This is a genomic window from Saccharothrix texasensis (assembly GCF_003752005.1).
In the GTDB taxonomy this organism is placed as follows: domain Bacteria; phylum Actinomycetota; class Actinomycetes; order Mycobacteriales; family Pseudonocardiaceae; genus Actinosynnema; species Actinosynnema texasense.
In genome coordinates this window covers 8,969,756-8,991,996 of sequence record NZ_RJKM01000001.1, presented here as the reverse complement: position 1 = coordinate 8,991,996, position 22,241 = coordinate 8,969,756, and the positions used below count along the sequence as shown (strand labels likewise).

Genomic DNA, 22,241 nt, shown 5'->3' with positions numbered 1-22,241 from the left:
GTCCGCGCGACCGGCACACCGGGGCCGGCCGCCGGCGTCCCCCGGTGGGATGGGTGTTGTTTGCCGGTCCCGGGCAGTGGCACCCGTGGTGGACCCGGTCGGCGGGAGGGAACACCCGGCGGAGGAGGCCGACGATGACCGAGGGTGGTTGGGCCTACGACGGCGAGCCCGTCGCGCTGTCACCCGACACCGTGACGCTCGTCCACGGCACTTCGTTCTGCGTCTGCGGCAGCGACGGCGACGTGGACGGCGCGGCCGCGCAGGGCGTGTTCTTCCAGGACACCCGGATCGTGTCCGGGTGGGCGCTGCGGGTGGACGGCGCGGCCGTCGAGCACATCACCACGCTCACCCGCGACCCGTTCCGGATGACGTTCGTCGGCCGCGGCCGGTCCCGCTCCCACGACGCCGAGAGCACCTTGCTCGTGCGCCGCGAGCGGTACGTCGGCGCGGGCATGCGCGAGGACATCACGCTGCGCAACTTCGGCCGCGAACCGGCCGCGCACGTCATCTCGGTGCACGTGGAGGCCGACTTCGCCGACCTGTTCGAGGTCAAGGAGAGCCGGGTCCGCGCGCGCGGCCGGCACCAGTGCGACGTCGAGCCGGACGAGCTGCGCCTGACCCGGCGCCTGGACGGCCAGAGCCGCGGCGTGCGGGTGCGGGCGGGCGGCGCGGACTACTCGCCGTCCACCCTCACCTTCCGCGCCGTCATCCCGCCCAAGGGCGAGTGGTCGACGTGCGTGACCGTGCAGCCCGTCGTGGACGGCCGCACGACCGAGACGATGTTCCCGCCCGAACGCCCGATCGACGAGTCCGTCCCGGTGCTGCGCGCCCGCCGGTGGCGCGAGGACGTGCCCGTGCTGAGGAGCACGGGCAAGCCGTCGCTGGCCGCGACGCTGCAACGCAGCAGGCAGGACCTGGGCGCGTTGCGGATCTTCGACCCGGACCGGCCCTCGGACATCGCGGTCGCCGCCGGCGCGCCCTGGTTCATGACCCTGTTCGGCCGCGACTCGATCCTCGCCTCGCTGATGTCGCTGCCCATCGACCCCAACCTCGCCCTGGGCACGGTCCGGACCCTCGCCCACCACCAGGGCACGCGCGTCGAGCCGAACAGCGAGGAGGAACCGGGGCGCATCCTGCACGAGATGCGGTTCGGCGCGGACGCGTCGCTGGTGCTGGGCGGCAGCAACGTCTACTACGGCACCGCGGACGCCACACCGCTGTTCGTGGTGCTGCTGGGCGAGCTGTCCCGCTGGGGCATCGACCGCGGCCAGGTCGAGGCGATGATCCCGCACGCCGACCGCGCGCTGGAGTGGGTCGAGCGCCACGGCGACCGGGACGGCGACGGTTTCGTGGAGTACCAGCGCGCGACCGAGCGGGGGCTGGCCAACCAGGGGTGGAAGGACTCCTGGGACGGGGTGAACTTCGCCGACGGCCGGATCGCCGCGGGGCCGATCGCGCTGTGCGAGGTCCAGGGCTACGTCTACGCCGCCTACCTGTCCCGGTCGTGCATGTGCGAGGACTTCGGCGACCCGGACGGCGCGCGGCACTGGCGGGAACGCGCCGCCGAGCTGAAGGCGCGGTTCAACGAGCGCTTCTGGCTGCCCGAGCGCGGCTACTTCGCCGTCGCCCTGGACGGCGACAAGCAGCCGGTCGACGCCCTGACCTCCAACATCGGCCACTGCCTGTGGAGCGGCATCGTGGACGAGGACAAGGCCGGGCAGGTCGCCGAGGCCCTGCTCTCGCCCGCCATGTTCACCGGGTGGGGCGTGCGGACCCTCGCCGCCGACATGGGCGCGTACAACCCGATGAGCTACCACAACGGATCGGTGTGGCCGCACGACAACGCGCTCGTCGCGCACGGGCTCATGCGGTACGGCTTCGTGGACGCCGCGCGACGGGTCGCGAAGGCGGTGCTGGACGCGGCCGACTCGTTCGGCGGCAGGCTGCCGGAGCTGCTGTGCGGGTTCGACCGCGCCGAGTACCCGGACCCGATCCCGTACCCGACGTCGTGCTCGCCGCAGGCCTGGGCGTCGGCCACGCCCGTGCACCTGCTGCGCGTGCTGCTGCGGGTGGAGCCGTACGCGCCGCACCGGAAGGTGTGGATCGCGCCCGTGCTGCCCAAGTCGTTCGAGCCCCTGGCCCTCGACGGCATCCCGATGATCGGCGCTCGGGTCACGATGGAGGTCGACGGCGACGACGTCCGGGTGACCGGCCTGCCCGACGACGTGGAGGTGGTGCACGGGCCCGTCGGCCTGCACCCCGACCTGGACGGGGGTGGGGCGCGATGACACCGCTGCGCGTCGCGATGATCGCCCCGCCGTGGTTCGAGCTGCCGCCGTCGGCCTACGGCGGCATCGAGGCGATGTGCGCGGACCTGGCGGACCGGTTGGTCGCGCGCGGCAACCACGTGGTCCTCGTCGGCGTCGGGCGCAACGGCACGACCGCCGACTTCCGCGCCACGGCGGACCGGGCGCAGCCGGACCGGATGGGGCAGGGCATCCCGGAGGTGGTGCACGCCGCCGCGCTGCCCGCCATCCTGGCCGACCTGGACGTGGACGTCGTGCACGACCACAGCCTGGCCGGGCCGCTGCTGGCCCGCGGCCGCTCGGTGCCCACGGTCGTCACCACGCACTCGCCGGTGACCGGGGAGATGGGCCGCTACTACCGGGGTCTGAACGGCAGCGTGCACCTGGTGGCCGTCTCGAACACCCAGCGCCGGCTCGCGCCGGACCTCGCCTGGGCGGGCACCGTGCACAACGCGGTCGACGTCGGCGCCTTCCCGTTCAGCCGGGACAAGGAGGACTACGCGCTGTTCCTCGGGCGGGCCGCGCCGTTCAAGGGGATCCCCGAGGCGATCGCGGCCGCCGCCGAGGCCGGTGTCCGGCTGCGCGTCGCGGCCAAGTGCCGGGAGCCGGAGGAGCGGGAGTACTTCCGGCGCGAGATCGCGCCGCTGCTCGGGCCGGGTGTCGAGTGGATCGGCGAGGTGGGCCGCGAGGAGAAGCTGGCCCTGCTGACCGCCGCGCGATGCCTGCTGTTCCCGATCAGCTGGGACGAGCCGTTCGGGTTGGTGATGGTGGAGGCGATGGCGTGCGGCACGCCCGTGGTCGCCAACCGCCGCGGCTCCGTCCCGGAGGTGGTCGCGCACGGGCAGACCGGCTTCGTGTGCGACGACCACGCGGCGCTGGTGGCCGCGCTGCGCCGGATCGACCGGTTGTCGCCCGACCGGTGCCGGGCCGAGGCTCTCCGCCGGTTCGACGTCGACCTGATGGCCGCCCGCTACGAGGACGTCTACCGCGCCGCCGTCGCCGAGTCGCCGCACGTGGTCGAGGCGGTGACCACGACCCGGCGGGCCGCCGCCCGCTGACCGGCCCGACCCGGCTCGTCCCGGAAACGGCAACAGGAGTTGTCGATCCTGACGGAGGGGTCGAGGCTGGCCCCATGACCGAAAACGACGCGGCGGCGGTGACCCGGGTAGGGCCACCGCCCCGCCACCACCTCGCCCTGATGATCTGGGTGGCCGTCTTCCCGACGCTCACCGCGCTGCAACTGCTGCTCGGCGACCTGCTCGCCGGCGCGCCGACCGTCCTGCGAACCCTGGTCCTGGCGACGATCGCGGTGCCGATCGTCATCTACGGGCTCATGCCCCCGTTGCAGCGGCTGCGGGTCCGGCTGCTCGCGCGGCGGTCGTGACGGGCCCGTGCAGCCGGCGCGACACCTCGTCGAGCCACCGGTCCCGGCCGTGCCCGGCCCGGTCCAGGTGGGCGAAGTGCGTCGCGCCGGCCAGGGTCACCGACCGCACGTCCCTCGCCCGGCCGAGGTCGGCGACCAGCGTGGTCACGTCGCCCTCGCGTGACCAGAAGTCGCGCTCGCCGCGCAGGACCAGCGTCCGCGCGGTGATCGTGCCCGCGTGCCAGAGCCCTCGGCCGGTCGCCAGGTGGAAGCTGTCCTTCAGGGCGCCGGTCGGCGCGCGGAAGCTCGGCGGCTCGCGGTCGGCCGACGTCGGGTCGCTCGCCATCGCGTGCTCGACGTAGGCCGCCGCCACGCGGGGGTCGCGCCGGGTCCTCGTAGTCCGAGCCGCGGCCGAGCACCGGGTGGCCGTCGATCGCGCCGTACAGGCTGTTGTAGACCACCAGGTGCTCGACCCGGTCGGGGTGTTCGCTCGCGTACCAGGCGGCCCAGTGCCCGCCGGTCGCCCAACCGGCGACGTCGACGCGGTCGTGTCGGACGCGCCGCAGCCGCGCGCGTCCACGATCAACACGCGGTGTCCTCTCCTGGCGAGGTCGGCGGCCAACGACCCGCCGGGCACGGGCAGGTCGAACGACGCGATGCCGGGCACGCGCGCGCCGTGCGGCAACAACACCGGCCGGCCGCGCGCCGGCCCTCGCGGACGCCGAGGCGCCCGGCCCCGCCACGCACCTTCCAGTCCTTGCGCACCACCCGGTCCGCCGCCCGGGGCCGGCGCGATCGCGGCGACCGTCGCGAGCGTGAGGATCGTCTTCGGCATGAGGCCCAGGATGCCGCCGGGCCGGCCCTCTGATCTGATTGCGCACATGATCGGCGTTTGCTGATTCGGCGCTGGTATGGATCTCAGGCACCCGCGGGCCGCCGTGGCGGTCGCCGACCACCTGCACTTCGGCCGGGCCGCCGCCGCGCTCGGGATGGCGCAGCCGCCGTTGAGCCAGGCGGTGAAGGCGCTGGAGACCGAGCTGGGCGTGTCGCTGTCGCACCGCGACACCAGGAACGTCCACCTCACCCGGGCCGGTGAGGCGTTCGTCGCCGACGCGCGCGCCGCACTGTCCATGGTGGACACCGCGGCGCGCCGGGCCCGGGCCGAGGCGAGGAGGGCTCGCTGTCGATCGGGATGGTCGGCTCGTCCGTCCTGCCCCCGCTGCCGAGGATCATCCGAGTTGCCGGGCGCGCTACCCCGCCGTCACTCTCGTTCTCCGTGCCGCAGGTCGAGCTGCTGCGCACGGCCGCGCTGGACGTCGGCCTGCTCCGCCCCGCCGCTGCCCGGTCCGGCCGACGACCTGGAGCTGGTGCCGTGTCGCGCGAGCCGCTGGTCGCCGTGGCGCCGGACGACCACCGCCTGGCCCGCCGGCGACGGGTGCACGTCCGCTCGCCGGCCGGCGAGCCGTTCGTGCTGTTCCCGCGCCACCTCGGGCCCGGGCTGCACGACGAGATCACCGCGCCGTGCCGGCGCGGCGGGTTCACGCCCGAGGTCGCGCAGGAGGCCGTGCGGGTGCCGACCATCGTCGGCCTGGTCGCGGCGGGCTGCGGGGTGTCCGTCGTGCCCGGCTCGGCCGCCGCCCAGCCCCGGCCGGAGGTCGTGTTCCTGCCGCTGAGCCCACGGTCCGGCTGGTCGACCTGGCGCTCGCGCTGCCCGTCCCCGGCCGGTCCGCGGTGGCCGCCGACTTCGCCGCCCTGGCCCGCGACCTCACGCGAGTGCGCTGAGTCCCGCTCCGGGCGTTCGCGGGGATCGCCGGGCAGGCAGGAGTCGCGGGCGGCCCGGTCCGGTGTGGACGGCAGCCCGGCGACGTCGCGCGACCGTCAGGTCGACCCGGTGCTCAGTCCTCGAGCCAGTTGTACTTGCGCGCCATCCCGACCAGGTTCTTGCGCACGTTCAGGATCTGCTCGGCGGTCATGCCGGGCGCCGAGGACAGCAGCGTCTCGGTGACCTCCTGCAGGTAGCGCTTGGTCGACACGACCTCGCAGAACATGTCGTTGCCGTTGACGTCGTCACCCGAGTGGTACGACGGCGCCCCCGCCCGCACCGAGGCTTCCCGCACCAGGCTGACCCGCGAGGCCTTCGGCCCCCGGTCGCCCATCTCCACCAGGAACTCGACCAGGGCGCCGGGCGCCATCAGCCGCTTGTCGAAGTCGATGTCGTTGACGTGGATGAACACGTCCTCGCCACCCTCCTCGGGCGACACGAACCCGTACCCGCGCACCTCGTCGAACCGGACGACCTTGCCCTTCACCACCACCGCAACCCCTTACCAGCAGCACGCGCCACACCCGTGGCGACATCACCACGATCCTATCCCGAACCCCATCGCGCGACTCGTGCGCACGATGGCGCCCGGCCCACCGCCGCCTCGCGGCGCGCTCAGCCGATCTTGCGACCGACGGCCGCGAACGTCGACATCGGCTCCGGGTCCTCGTCGCCGGTTCCCGGCCGCCACCCGGCCAGGTCCAAGCAGGTCTCTCGCGGTCCGCACGTCGGAGCGGCGACCGTGTCGTGTCAGAACTTCACAAGCCATCCAGATACGTGGAGAATCCTTGGCCAGAAGTCGCACCGGCGTCCCGGAGGAGCTCCCATGCCCAGATCACGGTCGTTCGCGCTCGTCCTGGCCGCCGTCGCGTTCGTCGCGACACCGGCCGCCGACCTGGTGACACCCGCGTCCGCGCGGGCCGACGACGCCCTCACCCGGGACCTCGACGCGATCATCGGCAGCACCGCCCTCGCCGGCGCGGACGTCGGCCTCGTGGTCCGCCACGCCGACACCGGGGCCGTGGTCTACTCCCGGGACGGCGACGAGCGCGGCCAGCCCGCCTCCAACGGCAAGCTGATCAGCTCCGCCGCCGCGCTCGACATCCTCGGCCCCGACCACCGGTTCCGCACCACCGTGGCCGCGACCGGCGGCGAGCGCGGCGGGGTGCTGGCCGGCGACCTGCACCTGCGCGGGACCGGCGACCCGACCATGCTCGCCGCCGACTACGACGCGCTGGCCGCCGAGGTCGCCCGGAGCGGCGTCCGACTGGTCCGCGGCAAGCTCGTCGCCGACGACACCTGGTTCGACGCCGTGCGCCTGGGCACCGGTTGGGCCTGGGACGACGAGCCGTACTACTACAACGCCCAGATCTCGGCACTGACCGTCTCACCGGACACCGACTACGACGCCGGGTCCGTCATCGTCCGGGTCGCGCCCGGTGAGGCGGGCCGACCGGCCGCGGTCACCACCGAGCCGCCGACGGACTACGTCACGATCGCCGGCACCGCCGTCACCGGCGCGCCCGGCACGGCGTCGAGCGTGTCCGTCGAGCGGCAGCACGGCACCAACGTGATCACCGTGCGCGGCAGCGTCCCCGCCGGCGGCGCCGTCGTGACCGAGTGGAGCACCGTCTGGGAGCCCACCGGGCTGGTCACGTCCCTCTTCCACGACGCCCTGGCCCGGCACGGCGTCCGCGTGCTCGGCGGCACCGGCGTCGGCGCGACCCCGGCCGACGCGCGGGTGCTCGGCGAGCACCGGTCGATGCCGCTGTCGCAGCTGTTGGTCCCGTTCATGAAGCTCAGCAACAACATGCACGCCGAGATCCTGGTCAAGACCGTGGGCCGGGCCGTGTCCGGCGAGGGCAGCTGGGACGCGGGGCTGCGCGCGATGACGGCGAAGCTCGGCGAGCTGGGCGTGGACCCGGCCGCGCTGTCGCTGCGGGACGGCTCCGGTCTGTCCAGGATGGACCAGGTCTCCCCGGCCCAGCTGGCCGCGCTGCTGGTGGCCGCCAAGCGCGAGCCGTGGTTCCGGCCCTGGTACGACTCGCTGCCCGTGGCCGGGAACAGCGACCGGATGGTCGGCGGCACGCTGCGCAACCGGATGCGCGGCACCCCGGCCGAGGGCAACGTGCGCGCCAAGACCGGTTCCCTGACCGGTGTCAGCGCCCTCTCCGGCTACGTGCGCACGGCCGACGGCACCCCGCTGGTGTTCGCCATGATCAGCAACGACACCCTCACGTCGGCGAAACCGTTCGAGGACGCCGTCGCGGTCCGGCTGGCCGGCCACCGGGAGGGCTCGGCCCCGCCCGCGGTCAGGGTCGCCACCGAGCCCCTCCCCGACCGGCAGCTGGAGTGCAGTTGGACCAAGTCCTGCTGAACCCGGGCCGACCGGGGTCAGATGACGACCGCGCGGAACGCGTGCACGCACCACGGGCCGTCGTAGCCGGTCACCCAGAGGTTCGTGGAGTAGCCCTCCAGCCGCTGCCCCTTGGCGGTGCCCTCGAGGTAGAGCTGGACGGAGTCCTCGCCCGTGGTCCTGCCGTCCATCCCCGCGTCGAGGGCCAGGTCCGGCTCGTACCCGACGAGCTCCTCCACGTCCGCCGCGTCGTTGATGGCGTCCGGGCACAGCAGACCGGCCGCGGCCGCCGCGTCACCGGCGTTCACACCGTCCAGGAAGGACCGCATGACGGCGAGCGCCTCCGGCGCGACCGGCTTGCCGCCGGCCGTCGGCTCGCCGTCGGCGGTCGGCGCGGCGGTCGCGGTCGGTCGCCCGCCGGCGGACGGCTGCCCCTCGGCCCGCGCGATGTCCAGCCAGCACCAGTCTCCGTCCTCGCGGACGACCGTCACCTCCACCTCGGAGGTCCGCGAGTCGGTGGTGACCTCGACGGTCGCCCGCACCTTGTCGTCGTTGACCTCGTCGCGGTCGACCAGCTCGGCCTTCTTGAGCGCGGACACGTCCTTGATCGCGCTGCCCACGGCGGCTTTCGCCTTGGGGCACTCGATCTTCCTGAGCGCGGCGCCGTCCTGCGAGTCCAGTCCGGCCACCAGCGCCTTCAGCAGTTCCTCCGCGCCGCCGGTGTCCACCGACGTGGACGACGCGGTGGTCGGCGGCGTGGTCGTGGTCGTGGTGGCGTCCCCACCGCCCACGAAGAACCCCGGCCGCACGAACCCGGTGAACGCGACACCGCCCAGCACCAGCACGACCACCGCCACGACCGCCACGACCGCGCCGGTCCGCTTCTTCGGCGCGGGGGGCGGCGGCGCGAACCCGCCGTACTGGTAGCCGCCGTACTGGCCGTAGGGGTCCGGCCCGCTCGGCGGTCGCGGTGGGTGGTTCACGGTGCCTCCCCGTTCGTCGTTCGCGCCTTCGACGACGAACGGGGGCCGCGCGTTCCCCGGGATCGACGGCGGAGCGCGCCGCCGGCCGGAAGTTCCACTGTGGACCGGGTGTCGCCGTCGGGGAGGTCAGCGAACCGGGCGGGGGCCGTTCACCGGCACCACGGCGTCGCGCACCTCGGCCACCAACGCGCGCATGGCCAGCTCGGCGGCCTCCGGGTGCCGGGACGCGACCGCCCGCGCCACCTCCTCGTGCAGGTCCAGCGCGCTGGGCACGGGCTTCTCGGGCATCAGCCCCAGGCTGGTCCGCCCGCGCAGCACCACCGCCACGACACCCCGGAGCGCGGCGAACATCTCGTTGCCGCCCGACTCCAGCAGCAGCGCGTGGAAGGCGACGTCCAGTTCGAGGAACGCCGCCGACTCGCCCGCCTCGCCGAGCCGCCGCATCCGGGTGGCCAGGTCGAGCAGGCGGTCGCGCTCCCGGGCCGACGCGTTCCACGCCGCCCGCGCCGCCGCCACCGGCTCGACCGCGATCCGCAGCTCCGTGAGCGCGCGCAACTGGGCGTCGCGGTGCGGACCGGCCAGCCGCCACCAGATCAACCGCGGGTCGTAGACCTGCCAGGACGACTGGGGCTGCACGGTGATCCCGACCCGGCGCCGCGACGTCACCAGGCCCATCGACTCCAGCACCCGCATGGTCTCGCGGGCGACGGTCCGCGACACCCCGAACTGCTCCTGGATGCCGTCGAGCGTCAGGACCCGCCCCTCGGCGAGGTCACCGCTGGTGATCTGGAGCCCGAGGGTGTCGAGCACGGAGGTGTGCAGGGCGTTGCCGCCCGGCACGCCCCCCTGGCGTTGTACCGGCACGGCAGCAGCGTAGCCCGACCGACCTTCCTCAGCGCGGTCAAAGGTGCTACCTTTCACCGCCAAAGATACTACTTTTGATCGTCTCGTCGTCGCAGCCGAGAGGTGCACCCCATGACCACGAGCGCCGAGCCGACCTGCGTGGTCGTGATGGGCGTGTCCGGATCGGGCAAGAGCACGGTCGCCCGGTTGCTGGCCGACCGGCTCGGCCTGCCGATGGCCGAGGCGGACGAGTTCCACCCGCCCGCCAACATCGGGAAGATGTCGGCGGGCACCCCGCTCACCGACGCCGACCGGGCGCCCTGGCTGGCCGCGATCCGCGACTGGGTCACCGGGCACGCCGCGGCCGGCGAGAGCACGGTCGTCACGTGCTCGGCGCTCAAGCGCGCCTACCGGGACGTGCTGCGCGCCGCCGACGCGCGGGTCCGCTTCCTGCACCTGCTCGGCACGCACGACGTGATCGGCGACCGGATGCGGCGCCGGTCCGGCCACTTCATGCCGCCGTCCCTGCTCCGGTCCCAGTTCGACACCCTCGAACCGCTGGGGCCCGACGAGGACGGCGTCGCGGTCGACGTGGCGCGGACGCCCGAGCTGATCGTCGAGGAAGCCGTGACCCGGCTCGACCTCGCCGCCGGGAACCCGGCCACCACCTGACCCCCCTTCGAGAGCGACGGAGCTGCCGATGACCACCAACGACTGGGCGCAGACCCTCGGCGCGGGCGCCCTGCTCGGCATCGCCGGGGGCGCGATCGCCCTGCTGCTGTTCCTCATCATGTACCTGCGGGTGCACGCGTTCCTGGCGTTGGTGCTGGTCAGCCTGCTCACCGCGTTCGCCGCGGGCATCCCGGCCGGCGCGGTGGTCCCCACCCTCACCACCGGCTTCGGCACGACCCTCGGCAGCGTCGCGCTGCTCGTCGGCCTCGGCGCGATCCTCGGCAGGCTCGTCGAGGTGACCGGCGGCGCCCAGTCGCTGACCGACGCGCTGATCCGCCGGTTCGGCGAACAGCGGGCGCCGCTCGCGCTCGGCGTCAGCTCCCTGGTCTTCGGCTTCCCCATCTTCTTCGACGCGGGCCTGGTCGTGATGCTGCCGATCGTGTTCGCGGTGGCCCGGCGGCTCGGCGGCGGTGTGCTGCGCTACGGCCTGCCCGCCGCCGGCGCGTTCTCCGTGATGCACGTGTTCGTCCCGCCCCACCCGGGCCCGGTCGCGGCGACCGAGCTGCTCGGCGCGGACGTCGGCCTGGTGATCGCGTTCGGCCTGCTGATCGCCATCCCCACCTGGTACCTGACCAGCTACCTGTACGGCCTGTGGATCGGCAAGCGGCTCGTCCTGCCGGTGCCGACGATCCTCAGCGGCGGTCCGCAGGCCGAGGACCACGACAACCCGCCGAGCCCGGCGACCGTCGTCGCGCTCCTGCTGCTGCCGCTGGTCATGATCTTCACCAACACCGGTCTGGACGCCGCGCGCGCCGCCGGGTGGGTCGACGGCGAGGCGTCCTGGTACGGGGTCGCCCGCGCTCTCGGCTCGACACCGGTCGCGCTGCTGGCGACCGTGCTCGTGGCCTCCTACGTCCTCGGCGTGCGGCGCGGGCAGGGCAAGGCGTCGGTGGAGAAGCTGGTCGACTCGGCCCTCGCCCCGGTGTGCGCGGTCATCCTGATCACCGGCGCGGGCGGCATGTTCGGCGCGGTGCTGCGGGCGGGCGGCATCGGGCAGGCCCTCTCCGACGGCCTGTCCGACCTCGGTCTGCCGGTGCTCGTGGCGGGCTTCGTGGTCGCCGCCGCGCTGCGCGTCGCGCAGGGCTCGGCCACGGTCGCGTTGACGACGGCGGCGGGCCTGGTGCAGCCCGTCGTGCAGGCCGGCGGGTTCGGCGCGGTCGAACTGGCCGCGATCGTGCTCGCGCTGGCGGCCGGCTCGGTGATCGCGAGCCACGTCAACGACTCCGGCTTCTGGCTGGTCGGCAACCTGATGGGGATGGACGTGCGGACCACGTTGAAGACGTGGACGGTCATGGAGACCACGATCAGCCTGGTCGGCTTCGGCCTGTCCGCGGTGCTGTTCGCGCTCGGGTGACCCCTGGCCGCGCCGCCGGCTCGCACCAGGGGTGACACCGGGGATCTGCCGGATCATGGACGGGGCGCGGGGCGGGAGGCTCGGCGGCATGACGAGAACCTTCCGCCGCGCGGCCGTCGCGGCACTGGCGGCCACCGCGCCGGCCGGCACGGCGCTGATCGGGTCGGCGCTGATCGGACCGGCCTCGGCGGCGCCCCGGCACACGGCCGCCCAGCCGGTGCCGGCGTTCGACTTCGCCGACTGCCCCGCGCTCCCCGCCGGCGCGGACCCCGCGCAGTGGCGCTGCGAGGTGCTGATGTCCAGCGGGACCATCCGGATCGGCGACCTCCGCGAGCAGGGCACCGGCGCGATGCGGCTGACGTTCGCCGAAGGGCGGGTGGACGGGCGGTACGCCCAGGTCTTCGGCGCGCTGCGGGCCGAGCCGACCCCCGTGCCGGGCGGGCTGCTCGGCGTCGCGGCGCACCACCCGTCGCTGCGCGCGGACCTGCACGTCGAGTACGCCGCGTTCGCCGACTTCCTCTCCGACGGCGACCGGATGGGCGTGCAGCACCTGAAGCTCCGCGTGCTCAACGGCCTGCTGCCCGAGACGTGCGCCATCGGCGACGACTCGGACCCGCTCGTGTTCCGCCCCGTCCGGACCAGCGGGCCCGACCGGGTCTCCGCCGACCCGCCGGTGCTCCGGTTCACCATCGAGGACGACGCGTTCGCCGTGCCCGCCGCCCGCGGCTGCGGCCCCCTGGACCGCTTGGTGGACAAGCGCTTCGGCCTGCCCTCCCCCGCCGGCGCGAACTCGATGGAGCTCACCACGCTCGTGGGCCTGAAGAGCTACACCGGGATCTGACGGCCGCCCGGGAGCGCCGTGACCGTCGAACCACGCGGTCGGGCGACGGCCGGTCGCCGGTGCGACGCCCGTGCCGGGACGTTAGGTTTCGTGCATGAACGAAACCCCGGACATCAAGCCGCGCAGTCGCGACGTCACCGACGGCCTGGAGAGGACCGCCGCGCGCGGGATGCTGCGGGCGGTCGGGATGGGTGACGACGACTGGGTCAAGCCCCAGATCGGCGTCGCCTCGTCGTGGAACGAGATCACGCCGTGCAACCTGCCGCTCGACCGGCTCGCGAAGGCGAGCAAGGACGGCGTGCACGCGGCGGGCGGCTACCCGCTCGAGTTCGGCACCATCTCGGTGTCCGACGGCATCTCGATGGGCCACGAGGGCATGCACTTCTCCCTGGTCTCGCGCGAGGTCATCGCGGACAGCGTGGAGACGGTCATGCAGGCCGAGCGGCTGGACGGTTCGGTGCTGCTCGCGGGCTGCGACAAGTCGCTCCCGGGCATGCTCATGGCCGCCGCGCGGCTCGACCTGGCCAGCGTCTTCCTCTACGCGGGCTCCATCCTGCCCGGCCGGGTCACCCTGACCGACGGCAGCGAGCGCGAGGTCACGATCATCGACGCGTTCGAGGCCGTCGGCGCGTGCGCCCGGGGCCTGATGAGCCGCGAGGACGTCGACCGCATCGAACGCGCCATCTGCCCCGGCGAGGGGGCGTGCGGCGGCATGTACACCGCGAACACGATGGCGAGCGCGGCCGAGGCCCTGGGCATGTCCCTGCCGGGCAGCGCCGCGCCGCCCGCCACGGACCGGCGGCGCGACGGGTTCGCCCGCAAGTCCGGCGAGGCCGTGGTCGGGATGCTGCGCAAGGGCATCACCGCGCGGCAGATCATGACCCGGGAGGCGTTCGAGAACGCGATCGCCGTGGTGATGGCGTTCGGCGGGTCGACCAACGCCGTGCTGCACCTGCTGGCCATCGCGCACGAGGCCGAGGTGGAGCTGAGCCTGGACGACTTCACCCGCATCGGCGCGCGGGTGCCGCACCTGGCCGACGTCAAGCCGTTCGGCCGGCACGTGATGACCGACGTCGACCGCATCGGCGGCGTGCCCGTGGTGATGAAGGCGCTGCTGGACGCGGGCCTGCTGCACGGCGACTGCCTGACCGTCACCGGCCGCACGGTCGCCGAGAACCTGGCCGACATCGCGCCGCCGGACCCCGACGGCACGGTGCTGCGCGCGATGAGCGAGCCGATCCACCGCACCGGCGGCATCACGATCCTGCGCGGGTCCCTCGCGCCCGACGGCGCGGTGGTCAAGTCCGCCGGGTTCGACTCGGACGTGTTCACCGGCACCGCCCGCGTCTTCGACCGCGAGCGGTCGGCCATGGACGCGCTGGAGGACGGCACGATCGCCGCGGGCGACGTGGTCGTCATCCGCTACGAAGGCCCCAAGGGCGGGCCGGGCATGCGGGAGATGCTCGCCATCACCGCCGCGATCAAGGGCGCCGGGCTGGGCAAGGACGTCCTGCTGCTCACCGACGGCCGGTTCTCCGGCGGCACGACGGGCCTGTGCGTCGGCCACGTCGCCCCGGAAGCGGTGGACGGCGGTCCCATCGCGTTCGTCCGCGACGGCGACCGGATCACCCTCGACGTCGCCAACGGCACGCTCGACGTCGACGTGGACGCCGCCGAGCTGGCCTCCCGCCGCGAGGGCTGGGCGCCGCTGCCCGCGCGCTACCAGCGGGGTGTGCTGGCGAAGTACGCCAAGCTCGTCGGCTCCGCCTCCGCCGGCGCGGTCTGCGGGTAGCCGGCACGGCGGACGGCGCCCGACCTCGCGATCGAGGTCGGGCGCCGTCCCGGTCTCACGGCGCCGGGTACTCCGCGACGTAGACCGGGGCGCCGACGTTGGTCAGGTCGGCCGGGCCGCCCACCCCGTTGACGACGTGGTCGATCACGCCCGCGCTCAGGTTGACGGTCATGATGTGGTGCAGCTTCACGCCCGGCGTCTCGGGCACCTCGAAGCCGTTCTCGGTGTGGATCTGCGGGTTGTTCTGGTTGAACACGTACACGCCCGCGCCGTGCAGGGTGTGCTTGCGCACGTGGTCGCCGACCTTGTAGCCGGCCCAGCCCTCGACGTCGCCCTTCATCCAGTCGGCCTGCGTCGGCGGGTCGTAGGGCAGCTCGTTCTGGTAGAGCACGACGGTGCCGCGCTCGCCGTTCCAGACGGTGTTGTGCCGCTGGAAGTGCTCGACGAACAGGCCGGTCGCGGTCACGTCGTCGCCGTTGACGACCACGCCGGTGAGGCCGGTGTTGGTGTTCCAGCGCTGCGTGTCGGTGAAGCCCTCGACGCCGTGGTCGGCGCGCCACACCCAGGTGTGGTCGATGAGCACGTGGTCGCTGTTGACCTCCAGCGCGGTGTCGACCTTGCCGACGTGCGGACCGCCGACGCGGAAGTACACGTCCGACAGCGTGGTCGGGTCGGCCGGGTCGGCCGGTCGGTGGCCGTGCTTCTTGCCCACGCGCAGCAGCACCGGCGACAGCTCGGCGCCCGCGTCGATCGTGACACCGGCGATGACGACGCCCGGCACGTCCGCGACGTCCAGCGGGACCGAGCCGTTCACGGCGGTCAGCGTGGCGTGCCCGAGACCGAGCACCACGGTGTCGGGCCGCTTGACCTCGATGCTGCGGGCGATGTCGTAGACGCCCGGCGTGAACAGCAGGTGCTTGCCGCGCGCGAGCTGGTTGTTGATGTCGCGCACCGAGTCGCCGGGCTTGGCGACGAAGAACTCCGACAGCGGGATCGTGCGGCCCGGCGTCAGGCCGTTGGCCCAGGACACGCCGCTGGTGTTCCGCTTGGCGGCCGGGACGCGGACGTTGTACCGGCCCTTGTCGTCGACGAACAGGTACGGCTTCTCACGGCTCAGCGGCGTGGTGTCGAGCGTGGTGTAGGGCGGGTTCGGGAACGCCGCGTCGTCGGGAGCGCCCGCGACGCCGGAGAACACCTGGTTCCACACGCCGTTCGACCAGCTGCCCAGCTCGCTGTTGCGGGTCAGCCACTGCTGCTGCGAGCCGTTGACGACGGACGGCAGCCGGGAGTCGGCGATGAAGCCGCCGCTGGCGTACTGCGGGCCGGCGGTGCAGTAGTCCATCAGCGTGAACGTGCCGCTGGTGACGTTGAGCCGGCGCAGCGACACCGCCTGGGACACGGCCCAGAAGTTGGCGCCGGACCGGCAGCCGTCCTGGCCGGCGCCGTCGATGTTGATCGTCAGGTTGCCGAGCGTGCGCCAGAAGTTGACCAGGGCCAGGCAGTTGCCGGTGCCGCCGTCGGCGAGGCAGCGGTTGTAGACCTCGACCTTGCCGTTGATCACGACGTCGGTCGGCGAGGCGCCGAGGCCCGCGATCTCGGTGTAGTAGCCGACCTTGATCTGCAACGGCTGCTCGGCCGTGCCGTACCGGCCGGGCTTGAACAGGTAGGCGTAGCGCTGCGCGCCCATCTCGTTGTCGACCTGGGCGGCGTGCGTGGCGTCGAGCGCGGCCTGGATCTCGGCGACCGGCATGGACGGGTCGAACACCTTCACGTTCACGCCGAGGTCCTGCGTGCGCCGGGGCGGGTCGGCGCTCACGGCCGGTGCCGCGGCCGTGGTGGCGGCGGCCAGGGCGAGGCCGAGCACGAACACCCGGCGCAACCTCGCGGGAGCGCTCTCACGTCTGGCGTGGCGCATGATCGTCATTGACATGCCTCTGGGGGTAGTGACGCCGGCCTCCAGCGTGAGAGCGCTCTCTCAGGCTGGGCGGAATCGGGCGTCGGCGGTGTGGAGTTGGCTATTTCTACTTCACGATCCGCTCCCGCGCCATGCCCGGTCACCACGAATTCGTCCCGGTACGACCGGGAAACGCGGGTGCGCTCTCCCTGCGCGGTGTGCCGGTCACAGATCGTGGAACGACCGGCGGCCGGCACCCCGGCGCACGCGGAACGCCCCATCGCGACCGCACCGCCTCCGCCTTCCCGCGCCGGTCGAGCCGTCCACCGGACGTGGCGGTCGGCCGGCGCCGGCGCCGGGTGGTCGACGTGCCCGACTACCGGGGCAGCTTGTCCGGCGCCACCACCAGGTCCACCCGCCTGACCCGTCCGCCGCGGAGGGTGAAGGAGCAGACGAACCTGGTGGTCGCGCCGGCCAGCACGGCGAACCCCGGGCCGCCGTTCACGGTCAGCGGCACGACGCGCTCGTCGGCGGCCATCTTGCGGCGCACCCCGACCAGGAACCGGGCCACCCGGTCCGCGCCGGCCACCGGCCGGCGGGCCACGCCCTGAAGGCCGCCGCCGTCGCTGGTCAGCAGGACGTCCGGGTCGAGCACGGACAGCAGGCCGGCCAGGTCGCCGTGGCCGACGGCGCGCAGGAACGCCTCGACCGCGCGGCGGTGCTCGGCGGCGCCGACGTCGACCCGGGGCGCGCCCGCCGCGACGTGCGCCCGGGCCCGCACGGCCAGCTGCCGCACGGCGGCCGGGCTGCGGCCGACGACGGCCGCGACCTCCGGGAACGGCATGCCGAACACCTCGTGCAGCACCCACGTGGTGCGCTCGGCCGGGGTCAGGGTCTCCAGCACGACCATGAGCGCGAAGCTCACCGTGTCGTCCAGCGTCACCCGGTCCGCCGGGTCCTCGGCGACGGCGTCCACGAGCGGTTCGGGCAGCCAGGGGCCGACGTACTCCTCCCGCCGCACCCGCGCCGACCGCAGCACGTCCACCGCGCGCCGCGCCACCGCCACCACCGACCACGCCTCGACGTCGCGCACGGGCTCCTGCGCGTCGGCGGCGGTGAGCCGCAGCCAGCAGTCGGACACCACGTCCTGCGCCTCGGCCACCGTGCCGACCAACGAGTAGGCGACGCCGACCAGGCGCGGCCGGAGGCGGGTGTACTCGGCGGCCAGTTCGGCGAGCCGGGCCTCGGCGGGCGGGTCCTCGGCGGGGTGCGTGGCGGCGGGTTCGGTGGCGCGGTCGGTCACGGGCGCACCGTGTCCAGGTACCCGGCGAACGTCCCCTTGCCCTCGACGTACTCGCCCTGCGGGCACAGCGCGCCGGTGGACAACCCCGCCGGGCCCTCCGCCGCCTCCTCGACCCGCAACGCGTCACCCCGCCGTGCCACGACCTGCCGCGCCATGTCGACCACCCGGATGCGCTCCGGTCCCGCGATCGGCGCGGTCAGCCCCTGCGGCTCGCCCACCGCCAGCTCCACCAGCCGCGCCGCCACGTCGGAGGTCGACACCGGCTGCGACAGCATCGGCGGCACCTGCGCCACCGGTCCCGTCGCGCCCGCCAGCACCTGCGAGGCGAACTCGAAGAACTGGGTGGCCCGCAGCACCGTCCACGGCACCGGTCCGGCCGCGACCAGCGCCTCCTGCCGCCGCTTGGCGAGGTAGTAGTCCAGGTCGACCACGTCCGAGCCCACGATCGACAGCACCACCAGGTGCCGCGCGCCCGCCCGGCGCGCCGCCTCGACCAGGTGCCCGGTGCCCTCGGTGAAGAACCGCTCCACCTCGTCCAGCCGCTGCCAGTTCGCCGGGTTCGACACGTCGACCACCGCCTCGGCCCCCGCGAGCGCCTCGTCGAGCCCGGCGCCGGTCAGCAGGTCGACCCCGCCGGAGCGGCTCAGCACGACCGGCTCGTGCCCGGCCCCCGCCACCGCTTCGACCACCCGACGCCCCACCGCGCCCGTACCGCCGACCACCGCGATCTTCATCGTCAACCGTCCTCGTGCCCGTGCCGGAAAACCCTGTCACACCCAGGACGATCCGGCCGGTGCGGACTGTGACACCACCCGGGTCAGTCACGCCCCCGGGCCAGCCGGGACGGCCACCAGATGCGCTTGCCGACGTCCACGGCCAGCGCCGGCACCAGCAGGGACCGCACCACGAACGTGTCCAGCAGCACGCCGAACGCCACGATGAACGCGATCTGCGCGAGGAACAGGATCGGCAGCACCGCCAACGCCGAGAACGTCGCCGCGAGCACCACCCCCGCCGACGTGATCACGCCGCCGGTGATGGTCAGCCCGCGCAGCACGCCGGCCCGCGTGCCCAGCTCGGCGGACTCCTCGCGCACCCGGGTCATCAGGAAGATGTTGTAGTCGATCCCGAGCGCGACCAGGAACACGAACCCGAACAGCGGCACCACCGGGTCGGCGCCCGGGAAGTCGAAGAGGCCGTTGAACACCAGCGCCGCCACGCCCATGGTCGCGGCGAACGACAGCACCACCGTGGCGATCAGCAGCAACGGCGCGAGCAGCGACCGCAGCAGCAGCGCCAGCACCAGGAAGATCACCAGCAGCACGATCGGGATGATCACCAGCCGGTCGCGCTCGGACGTGGTCTGCGTGTCGAGCTGGGTGGCGGTGGGCCCGCCGACCTTGGCGTCGGCGTCCGGCACCGCGCGCACCGCGTCACGCAGCCGCTGCACGGTCGTGATCGCCGCCTCGGAGTCGGCCGGGTCGTCCAGCACGACGTCGAGCCGGACCAGGCCCGAGGCCTCGCCCGCCGGCCGCACGTCCGACACGCCGTCGACGTCCGCCGCCGCCCGGGTCACCGCCTCCGCCTGCCCGGTCCGGGCCAGCACGACGGTCGGCGCGCCGCTGCCGCCCGGGAAGTGGCGTGACAGCACCTCCTGCCCGGCGACCGAGTCGACCTCGGTGAGGAACACGTCCGACTGGGCCGTGCCGGACGCCTTGAGCTGCGGCACGAACGCCACGCCCGCCAGCAGCACCACCGCGGTCAGGACCCACGTCGCGCGCGGCCGAGCGGAGATCATCCGGGCCACCCGCGCCCACAGCCCGCTCGCCTCCGGGTGCGGCGAGCCGAGCTTCGGGCGCAGTGGCCAGAACGCCGAGCGGCCCAGCAGCACCAGCACCGCGGGCAGGAACGTCACCGAGGCCAGCAGCGCCGCGCCGATCCCGATCGCGGCCACCGGGCCGAGGCCCTTGTTCGAGTTGAGGTCGCTGAACAGCAGGCACAGCACACCCAGCACGACCGTGCCCGCCGACGCGGCGATCGGCTCGACGGTGGCCCGCCACGCCACCCGCATCGCCTGGTAGCGGTCCTCGGTGTCGCGCAGCTCCTCGCGGAACCGGGACACCAGCAGCAACGCGTAGTCCGTGGCCGCGCCGAACACCAGGATGAACAGGATGCCCTGGCTCTGGCCGTTGAGGTCGATCACGTCGCCGTCCGCGAGCAGGTACACGGCGAGGCTGGCCAGGCCGAGCGCGAACACCCCGGACAGCAGCACCACGAGCGGCAGCAGCGGGCTGCGGTAGACCAGCACGAGGATCAACGCCACCACCGCGCCGGCGACCAGGAGCAGCAGGCCGTCGATGCCGCCGAACGCCTCCTTCAGGTCGGCGACCTGCGCGGCGGGCCCGGTCACCAGCACGGTGAGCCCGTCGGGCGGGTCCGCCACCTTCGCCCTGATGTCCTCCACCGCGCCGGCCGGGTCGCCCGGGTCCACCGCGACGACCACCTGCGCGGCCTGGTCGTCGCGCGGTGACGGGATCACCGGCGAGGCCTCGCCGGGGAAGTCCCGACCGCCCAGGTAGTCGCGGTCGGCCTGGGTGAGGCCGGAGGCGCGTTCGGCCACCACGACCGCGGGCAGCCCGCGCGCGTCGCCGAACGCCTTGACCTGCTCGGCCACCTCCGTCGCCTCGGCGGACGAGGGCAGGAACGCGGTGCTGTCGTTGACCGCGACCTCGCTCAGCTTGCCCGCGAACGGGCCGGAGAACCCGCCGAGCGCCAACCAGGCGACCGCCACGAGGGCGGGCAACAACCAGCGCGTGCGGGAGCGGGTCGCGTGCACGGGACAATGACCTCCGAGACGGCGTAGTTCGACGATCCAATAGTTCGATCGTCGAAATAATAACTGGAGGGCGCATGGCCGACCACTCGGCCCTGGTCAGGTTGCTCCGGCAGCTCACGGTCGAAACCGATCTGTTCGTGGACATCTTCGGCGAGAAGCAGCGGATGCACCGCACGGACCTCAACGCGCTCGCGGTGATCATGGACGCGCGGTGGGGCGGCGAGCCGATGTCGCCCACCCGGCTGGCCGAGGCCCTGCACCTGAGCGCGTCCGCGACCACGTCCGTGCTCGACCGGCTGGAGGCGTCCGGGCACGTCGAACGCGTGCGCAGCCCGCACGACCGGCGCAAGGTCGAGCTGCGCGCCTCGGCCAAGGCGCTGAGCCTGGGCCGCGACTTCTTCGTGCCCCTCGACGAGGCGTTCACCCGTGCGTGGCAGCAGTTCGACGACGCCGACAGGGCGGTCATCGCCCGGTTCCTGACCGCGAGCATCGACGCGACCGTGGCCGTGCGGACGGGGCTGACGCCGTCGCCCCACCCGAAGTCATCCTCGCCCGATCCGCAGTGACCCGCAGGTAACCCGGGCGCACCGGCCGCAAAGCGACAAGCTCTCACCTGTGGAGATCCTCTTCTCTAGCCTCGGCGCGCACGGGCACACGTTCCCGCTGATGCCGCTGGCCATCGCCGCCCGCGAGCAGGGCCACGACGTCACCTTCGCGACCACGGGAACGTTCGCGCGGGCCCTGACCGCACGCGGCATCGAGCACGTCGCGGGCGGGATGGACATGCTCGACGCGTTCGAGCTCGGCAACGCGAGCCCGGCGGCGCGCAAGGCGAAGGACTTCGACCCCAGGCGCGTGTCGCGGGTGTTCGGCTCGATCCTGGCGCGCCGGCACGTCGCGGACCTGGTGCCGATCATCGTCGACCACAAGCCCGACCTGGTCGTGCACGAGGTGGCCAACGTCGGCGTGGCGCTCGCGGCCAAGGTCACCGGGGTGCCCGCGGTGTGCCACTCGTTCGGGCGGTACTGGCGGCCCAGCGGCCCCATGGAGGACATCCGCCTGCACCTGGCCGAGGTCGCCGCGGAGTACGGCGCGGACGTGCCCGACGGTGACGTCATGCGGTTCGACAACCCGTACATCGACATCTGCCCGCCGTCGGTGCAGGACCCGGACTTCCTCGCCACCGCGACGGACCGCATCCTGTTGCGGCCGGTGCCGTTCGCCGAGCCCGGCGAGCTGCCGCCGTGGGTGCTCGAACACCGCGAGCCGCTGGTCTACCTGACGTTGGGCACGGCGTTCGCCACGGTGGACGTGCTGCGCACCGCCATCGAGGGTCTCCGCGCGCTGAAGGCGAAGGTGCTCGTCTCCACCGCCATGGTGGTGCGGGCGGGCGAGCTGGGCGACGTGCCGGACAACGTGGTCGTGCGGGAGTGGCTGCCGCAGGGCGACCTGCTGCCGTACGCGGACCTCGTGGTCCACCACGGCGGCGCCGGCACCACGATGGGCACGTTCGGCGCCGGCGTGCCGCAGCTGATCCTGCCGCAGGGCGCCGACCAGTTCGGCAACGCCGCGATGGTGACCGGGGCGGGCGCGGGCGACCAGGTGCTCGGCGCGGAGCTGACGGCCGAGGTGATCGCCGACAAGGCACGCCGCCTGCTCACCGACGACGCCGTGCGCGACGCGGCGCGGGCGATGGCCGCCGAGGTGGCCGCCATGCCGTCACCGGCCGACGTGGCGAGCGTGCTGCCGGACTACGCCTGAGCCCCCGGCGTCGCCACCGCGCCGGGCAGCGGTCGTGAGTGATCTTCACCTCACG

Annotated in this window: 19 protein-coding genes and 1 pseudogene; 12 read left to right on the top strand and 8 right to left on the bottom strand. The window is 73.8% G+C overall.

What is annotated here, in order from left to right; all coding sequences use genetic code 11:
* Positions 1-134 precede the first annotated feature (134 nt).
* From EDD40_RS40045 to EDD40_RS40035, 3 genes are all read left to right on the top strand, one after another.
* The gene (locus tag EDD40_RS40045) at positions 135-2,288 is read left to right on the top strand and encodes an amylo-alpha-1,6-glucosidase (RefSeq protein WP_123747496.1); all 2,154 of its coding nucleotides are present in this window, start codon (positions 135-137) and stop codon (positions 2,286-2,288) included.
* Positions 2,285-3,364, top strand: coding sequence for a glycosyltransferase family 4 protein (locus EDD40_RS40040; protein WP_123747495.1), 1,080 nt, complete (start codon positions 2,285-2,287; stop codon positions 3,362-3,364). The genes EDD40_RS40045 and EDD40_RS40040 overlap by 4 nt, the downstream gene beginning before the upstream one ends.
* Before the next feature lie 74 nt (positions 3,365-3,438).
* Positions 3,439-3,690, top strand: a complete 252-nt coding sequence (locus tag EDD40_RS40035; protein ID WP_123747494.1) for a putative antibiotic biosynthesis monooxygenase — start codon at positions 3,439-3,441, stop codon at positions 3,688-3,690.
* Here EDD40_RS40035 and EDD40_RS40030 read toward each other — a convergent pair.
* Positions 3,638-4,042, bottom strand: a complete 405-nt coding sequence (locus EDD40_RS40030) for a hypothetical protein (protein WP_123747493.1) — start codon at positions 4,040-4,042, stop codon at positions 3,638-3,640. The genes EDD40_RS40035 and EDD40_RS40030 overlap by 53 nt on opposite strands.
* A gap of 538 nt (positions 4,043-4,580) precedes the next feature.
* On the opposite strand from EDD40_RS40030, the pseudogene EDD40_RS44955 reads away from it, so the two are divergent.
* A pseudogene (locus tag EDD40_RS44955) lies at positions 4,581-4,754 on the top strand (helix-turn-helix domain-containing protein); the annotation flags it as partial.
* Between the two features lie 107 nt (positions 4,755-4,861).
* Positions 4,862-5,674: a LysR family substrate-binding domain-containing protein gene (locus EDD40_RS44950; protein ID WP_123748641.1), complete on the top strand. Its 813-nt coding sequence runs from the start codon at positions 4,862-4,864 to the stop codon at positions 5,672-5,674.
* Here the strand turns inward: EDD40_RS44950 and EDD40_RS40015 are convergent.
* Positions 5,565-5,981, bottom strand: coding sequence for a cold-shock protein (locus EDD40_RS40015; protein WP_201435672.1), 417 nt, complete (start codon positions 5,979-5,981; stop codon positions 5,565-5,567). The genes EDD40_RS44950 and EDD40_RS40015 overlap by 110 nt on opposite strands.
* 336 nt (positions 5,982-6,317) lie before the next feature.
* On the opposite strand from EDD40_RS40015, the gene dacB reads away from it, so the two are divergent.
* Positions 6,318-7,868, top strand: coding sequence for a D-alanyl-D-alanine carboxypeptidase/D-alanyl-D-alanine endopeptidase (gene dacB / locus EDD40_RS40010; protein WP_123747490.1), 1,551 nt, complete (start codon positions 6,318-6,320; stop codon positions 7,866-7,868).
* Positions 7,869-7,885: 17 nt separating this feature from the next.
* Here dacB and EDD40_RS40005 read toward each other — a convergent pair whose 3' ends face one another.
* On the bottom strand, positions 7,886-8,830 hold the full coding sequence (locus EDD40_RS40005; RefSeq protein WP_123747489.1) for a hypothetical protein: 945 nt from the start codon (positions 8,828-8,830) through the stop codon (positions 7,886-7,888).
* Between the two features lie 126 nt (positions 8,831-8,956).
* On the bottom strand, positions 8,957-9,694 hold the full coding sequence (locus EDD40_RS40000; RefSeq protein ID WP_246038230.1) for a FadR/GntR family transcriptional regulator: 738 nt from the start codon (positions 9,692-9,694) through the stop codon (positions 8,957-8,959).
* Positions 9,695-9,805: 111 nt separating this feature from the next.
* Here EDD40_RS40000 and EDD40_RS39995 point away from each other — a divergent pair, with 111 nt between their 5' ends.
* From EDD40_RS39995 to ilvD, 4 genes are all read left to right on the top strand, one after another.
* Complete coding sequence (locus EDD40_RS39995) at positions 9,806-10,345, top strand: gluconokinase (protein ID WP_123747487.1); 540 nt, start codon at positions 9,806-9,808, stop codon at positions 10,343-10,345.
* A gap of 28 nt (positions 10,346-10,373) precedes the next feature.
* A complete protein-coding gene (locus EDD40_RS39990) occupies positions 10,374-11,759 on the top strand; it encodes a GntP family permease (RefSeq protein ID WP_123747486.1) in 1,386 nt (461 codons plus the stop codon).
* Between the two features lie 88 nt (positions 11,760-11,847).
* Positions 11,848-12,600: a hypothetical protein gene (locus EDD40_RS39985; RefSeq protein ID WP_123747485.1), complete on the top strand. Its 753-nt coding sequence runs from the start codon at positions 11,848-11,850 to the stop codon at positions 12,598-12,600.
* A 94-nt stretch (positions 12,601-12,694) separates the two neighbouring features.
* Entirely contained in the window at positions 12,695-14,392 is a 1,698-nt protein-coding gene (gene ilvD, locus EDD40_RS39980) for a dihydroxy-acid dehydratase (RefSeq protein WP_123747484.1), read from the top strand.
* Between the two features lie 55 nt (positions 14,393-14,447).
* On the opposite strand, the gene EDD40_RS39975 is transcribed toward ilvD, so the two are convergent.
* The 4 genes from EDD40_RS39975 to EDD40_RS39960 all read right to left on the bottom strand — a co-directional run bounded on the left by EDD40_RS39975 (position 14,448) and on the right by EDD40_RS39960 (position 20,425).
* Positions 14,448-16,322, bottom strand: coding sequence for a hypothetical protein (locus tag EDD40_RS39975; protein WP_211348358.1), 1,875 nt, complete (start codon positions 16,320-16,322; stop codon positions 14,448-14,450).
* Between the two features lie 340 nt (positions 16,323-16,662).
* Positions 16,663-17,589: an RNA polymerase sigma factor SigJ gene (sigJ, locus tag EDD40_RS39970; RefSeq protein WP_211348357.1), complete on the bottom strand. Its 927-nt coding sequence runs from the start codon at positions 17,587-17,589 to the stop codon at positions 16,663-16,665.
* On the bottom strand, positions 17,586-18,323 hold the full coding sequence (locus EDD40_RS39965) for an SDR family oxidoreductase (RefSeq protein WP_123747483.1): 738 nt from the start codon (positions 18,321-18,323) through the stop codon (positions 17,586-17,588). Before EDD40_RS39965 ends, sigJ begins: the two co-directional genes overlap by 4 nt.
* Positions 18,324-18,406: 83 nt before the next feature.
* The gene (locus EDD40_RS39960) at positions 18,407-20,425 is read right to left on the bottom strand and encodes an MMPL family transporter (protein WP_123747482.1); all 2,019 of its coding nucleotides are present in this window, start codon (positions 20,423-20,425) and stop codon (positions 18,407-18,409) included.
* Positions 20,426-20,499: 74 nt separating this feature from the next.
* Here EDD40_RS39960 and EDD40_RS39955 point away from each other — a divergent pair, with 74 nt between their 5' ends.
* Both EDD40_RS39955 and EDD40_RS39950 read left to right on the top strand, forming a co-directional pair.
* Positions 20,500-20,991, top strand: coding sequence for a MarR family winged helix-turn-helix transcriptional regulator (locus EDD40_RS39955; RefSeq protein WP_123747481.1), 492 nt, complete (start codon positions 20,500-20,502; stop codon positions 20,989-20,991).
* Between the two features lie 49 nt (positions 20,992-21,040).
* Positions 21,041-22,186, top strand: a complete 1,146-nt coding sequence (locus tag EDD40_RS39950; RefSeq protein WP_123747480.1) for a glycosyltransferase — start codon at positions 21,041-21,043, stop codon at positions 22,184-22,186.
* The last annotated feature ends 55 nt before the right edge of the window (positions 22,187-22,241 follow it).